Genomic DNA, 3669 nt, shown 5'->3' with positions numbered 1-3669 from the left:
GCGACGTGCCGTATTTCGGCATCTGCTTCGGCATGCAGATGGCGGTGATCGAGGCTGCGCGTAACCTGGTCGGCATCGAGGACGCCAATTCGACCGAGTTCGGTCCGACCAAGGAGCCGCTGGTCGGCCTGATGACGGAATGGCTGCGCGGCAACGAACTTGAGAAGCGCACGCAAGCCGGTGACCTCGGCGGCACGATGCGGCTGGGCGCCTATCCGGCGGCGCTCAACCGCGGCAGCCGCGTCTCGAAGGTCTATGGCGGCGCGACCAAGATTTCCGAGCGCCACCGCCACCGCTACGAGGTCAACACCGCCTACAAGGACCGTCTCGAGCAGCACGGCCTGAAATTCTCCGGGCTCTCGCCCGACGGCGTGCTGCCTGAAATCGTCGAGTACGAGGATCACCCCTGGTTCATCGGCGTGCAGTTTCACCCCGAGCTGAAGTCGCGGCCGTTCGAGCCGCATCCGCTGTTCGCCTCGTTCATTCAGGCGGCGATGGTGCAGAGCCGGCTGGTGTAGCGCTTCTTCGCCTTTGACGATCGTGTGATTTGTTGCGACAACTCCCGCCGCAAGAGCAACAACGCAGGGAGTGAACTGCAATGATCTACGAAATGCGCGTCTATCGCTGCGTGCCCGGCCGTCTGCCGGCGCTGTTGAAGCGTTTCGAGACCGCCACGCTGAAGATCTGGGAGAAGCACGGCATCAAGCAGGCCGGCTTCTTCACCACGCTGATCGGCGAATCCAATCAGGAGCTGACCTATTTCCTGGCCTGGGACTCGCTCGCCGAGCGCGAGAAGAAGTGGGGCGCGTTCATGACTGATCCGGACTGGATGAAAGCGCGCGCCGAGAGCGAGGCCGACGGCCAGATCGTCGCCAACATCGTCAGCCAGATCCTGACGCCGACCGCCTTCTCGGCGGTGAAGTAGCGCTCCCTGTCGCGGCGAGGAACATCAGTGCAACCCTGATATTCGAACGACCCGGGCGGAAGAGGGTTGATCCGACCCTCATCAGGGCTATGGTCGCGCCGAAACGAGGGATTTGCCTTGAGCTCTTCGACGTCAGCGGCGCCGGTCATCACGATCGGCAAGGTCCGGTTCGGCAATGATCTGCCGATTTCGATCATTGCCGGACCCTGCCAGCTCGAAAGCCGCCAGCATGCGCTGGAGGTGGCCTCCGCGCTGAAGGAGATCGCTGCGCGGCTCAACATCGGCCTCGTCTACAAGACCTCCTTCGACAAGGCCAACCGCACCAGCGCATCGGCGGCGCGCGGGCTTGGCCTCGCCCAGTCGCTGCCGATCTTCGCCGAGATCCGCTCCTCGCTCGGCCTGCCTGTCCTGACCGACGTGCACGACGCCGCACAATGCGCCGAGGTGGCGCTGGCCGTGGACGTCCTGCAAATCCCCGCCTTCCTGTGCCGGCAGACTGATCTCCTGCTCGCGGCGGCCGCGACCGGGAAGGTCGTCAACGTCAAGAAGGGACAGTTCCTGGCGCCGTGGGACATGGCCAATGTCGTGACCAAGATCACCGGCGCCGGCAATGCCAACGTGCTCGTCACCGAGCGCGGGGCATCGTTCGGGTACAACACGCTGGTCTCGGACATGCGCGCGCTGCCGATCCTGGCGCGCACCACCGGCGCGCCCGTGATCTTCGACGCCACCCATTCGGTGCAGCAGCCGGGCGGGAAGGGGACCTCCTCGGGCGGCGAGCGTGAATTCGTGCCGGTGCTGGCACGCGCGGCGGTGGCGGTCGGCGTCGCCGGCGTCTTCATCGAGACCCATCCTGATCCGGACCGCGCGCCCTCGGATGGACCCAATATGGTGCCTCTGCGCGAGTTCGAGGGGCTGATCGCCAGGCTGATGGCATTCGACGCGCTCGCAAAGAACCCGCGCTGATGCATGAAGGCGAGGCGCGGCCGCACGATCACGGCTTGCCGACAGCACTCTACGTCATATCAGGCGCAAGCTTTGCCGCAGCCTTGTCGGCACGCGCGCTCGATCCGGTGCTGCCGCACGTCGCCGAGGATTTTGGCGTCAGCATCGCCACAGCCGCGGGCTTTGCCGCGGTGTTCGCCTTCACCTTCTCGATCATCCAGCCCATCATCGGTGCCGCTGCCGACCTGTTCGGCAAGACGCGGCTGATGATCGGCTGCCTCGCGCTGCTCGGTCTCGCCAACATCCTCGGCGCATTCTCGACCTCGTTTTCGGTGCTGTTCGCGACCCGCATCCTCGCCGGCATCGGCTCGGGCGGCGTTTTTCCGGTGGCGCTGAGCCTCACCAGCGATCTCGTCGGGCCGGAGAAGCGCCAGGTCGCGATCAGCCGCACGCTTGCCGGGGCAATGACAGGCAATCTGCTCGGCGCCTCGGCCTCCGGCCTGATCGGCGATTTCCTCGGCTGGCGCGGCGTGCTGGCGGTGCTCGGGGCGCTCGTGATCGTGGCGTCGATCGCGGTCGCGGCCGGCTTTCGTGGCGCCAAGGTCCAGCATCCGCCGAAGACGAGCCTGTCGGCGCTGAAGGCCGGCTATCGCACCATCTTCACCAATCCGAATGCCTATATCTGCTACTCGGCGGTGTTCATCGAAGGCTGCTGCGTGCTCGGCCTGTTTCCCTACATCGCCTCGTTCCTGTTCGAACTCGGCCAGACCTCGCTCTCGATCGCGGGCCTCGTCATCGCCGGCTTTGCGGTCGGCGGGCTGTTCTACACGCTGACGGTGTCGCGGCTGCTGCCGTGGCTCGGCGTCAAGGGCATGATGATCGCAGGCATGACCCTGGTCGCCTCGCAGCTCATTGCCGTCGCCTTCGGCCCGCGCTGGGAGGTGCAGGCACTCAACCTCGTCGTGATGGGGTGGGGCTTCTACATCGCCCATGGCTGCCTCCAGGTCTTCGCCAGCGAGCTCTCGGTCGAGGCGCGCGCCACCGCGCTGTCGCTGCATTCGTTCTTCTTCTTCATGGGCCAGACCGTGGGACCGCTCGCCTACGGCTTCGGACTGCATCACGCCGGCAAGATGCCGACCCTGTTCGCGAGCGCTGCGATCATGGTGGTGCTGGGCTTCGTCTGCGCCCGGCTGCTCAAGCAGCGGGCACCGGCGGATGCGCGCTGACGTTCGCGAGGAGACGTCCATAGGATGACGTCCATGAAGTCACTTGGGCGCGGATCGCTCCCCACCACGACCGTCCGCCCCGTATACATGGCACACGAATTGCTTCGATTCTGAGCAAATCGAGGTGCGAGAACCGTGGACGCCCAGCCCGACCGTTTGCCCGAAACAGCAGGGGCGGCCCGATCTACCGGGTATCCGACCCGGCCGCCGCTGCGGCGCTTTCTCACCGATTGCCACGACGAGTTCAGGGTCGATCATTCCGGCGAGCTCGCCGACTATATTCCCGAACTGAAGCGTGCCAACCCCCGACCATTTCGGCATCGCGCTCGTGACCATCGACGGGCATGTCTACGAGGTCGGGGACAGCAACGTGCCGTTCACGATCCAGTCGGTGTCGAAGGCGTTCGTCTTCGCATTGGCGCTGGAGATGGTGGGCGAGGCGCGCGTTGCGGCCACCATCGGCGTCGAGCCCAGCGGGGAAGCCTTCAACTCGATCCGGCTCACAAATGACAACCGTCCGTTCAACCCGATGGTCAATGCCGGTGCGATCGCCTGCTCGGGCCTGATCTACGA

4 protein-coding genes and 1 pseudogene are annotated in these 3669 nt (G+C 65.4%); all 5 read left to right on the top strand.

Annotation, left to right across the window (positions count from 1 at the left end):
- On the top strand, positions 1-518 hold a 518-nt coding region (locus JHD07_RS34270; RefSeq protein WP_291630214.1), incomplete at its 5' end, for a gamma-glutamyl-gamma-aminobutyrate hydrolase family protein.
- Positions 519-598: 80 nt separating this feature from the next.
- Entirely contained in the window at positions 599-925 is a 327-nt protein-coding gene (locus tag JHD07_RS34265) for an NIPSNAP family protein (protein WP_225125229.1), read from the top strand.
- Between the two features lie 117 nt (positions 926-1042).
- On the top strand, positions 1043-1891 hold the full coding sequence (gene kdsA / locus JHD07_RS34260; protein WP_291630210.1) for a 3-deoxy-8-phosphooctulonate synthase: 849 nt from the start codon (positions 1043-1045) through the stop codon (positions 1889-1891).
- Positions 1891-3096, top strand: coding sequence for an MFS transporter (locus tag JHD07_RS34255; RefSeq protein WP_291630208.1), 1206 nt, complete (start codon positions 1891-1893; stop codon positions 3094-3096). Before kdsA ends, JHD07_RS34255 begins: the two co-directional genes overlap by 1 nt.
- Before the next feature lie 156 nt (positions 3097-3252).
- Positions 3253-3669 (top strand): annotated as a pseudogene (locus JHD07_RS34250) (glutaminase); the annotation flags it as partial.

It is taken from the genome of Bradyrhizobium sp., assembly GCF_016462955.1.
In the GTDB taxonomy this organism is placed as follows: domain Bacteria; phylum Pseudomonadota; class Alphaproteobacteria; order Rhizobiales; family Xanthobacteraceae; genus Bradyrhizobium.
The sequence above is the reverse complement of the archived record's forward strand: the minus strand, read 5'-3'. Positions and strand labels throughout refer to the sequence as shown.

Bases quoted from the DNA above. Each gene is read 5' to 3' on its own strand.
- JHD07_RS34265 (WP_225125229.1), top strand. From the start codon at position 599: ATGATCTACGAAATGCGCGTCTATCGCTGCGTGCCCGGCCGTCTGCCG.
- JHD07_RS34255 (WP_291630208.1), top strand. From the start codon at position 1,891: ATGCATGAAGGCGAGGCGCGGCCGCACGATCACGGCTTGCCGACAGCA.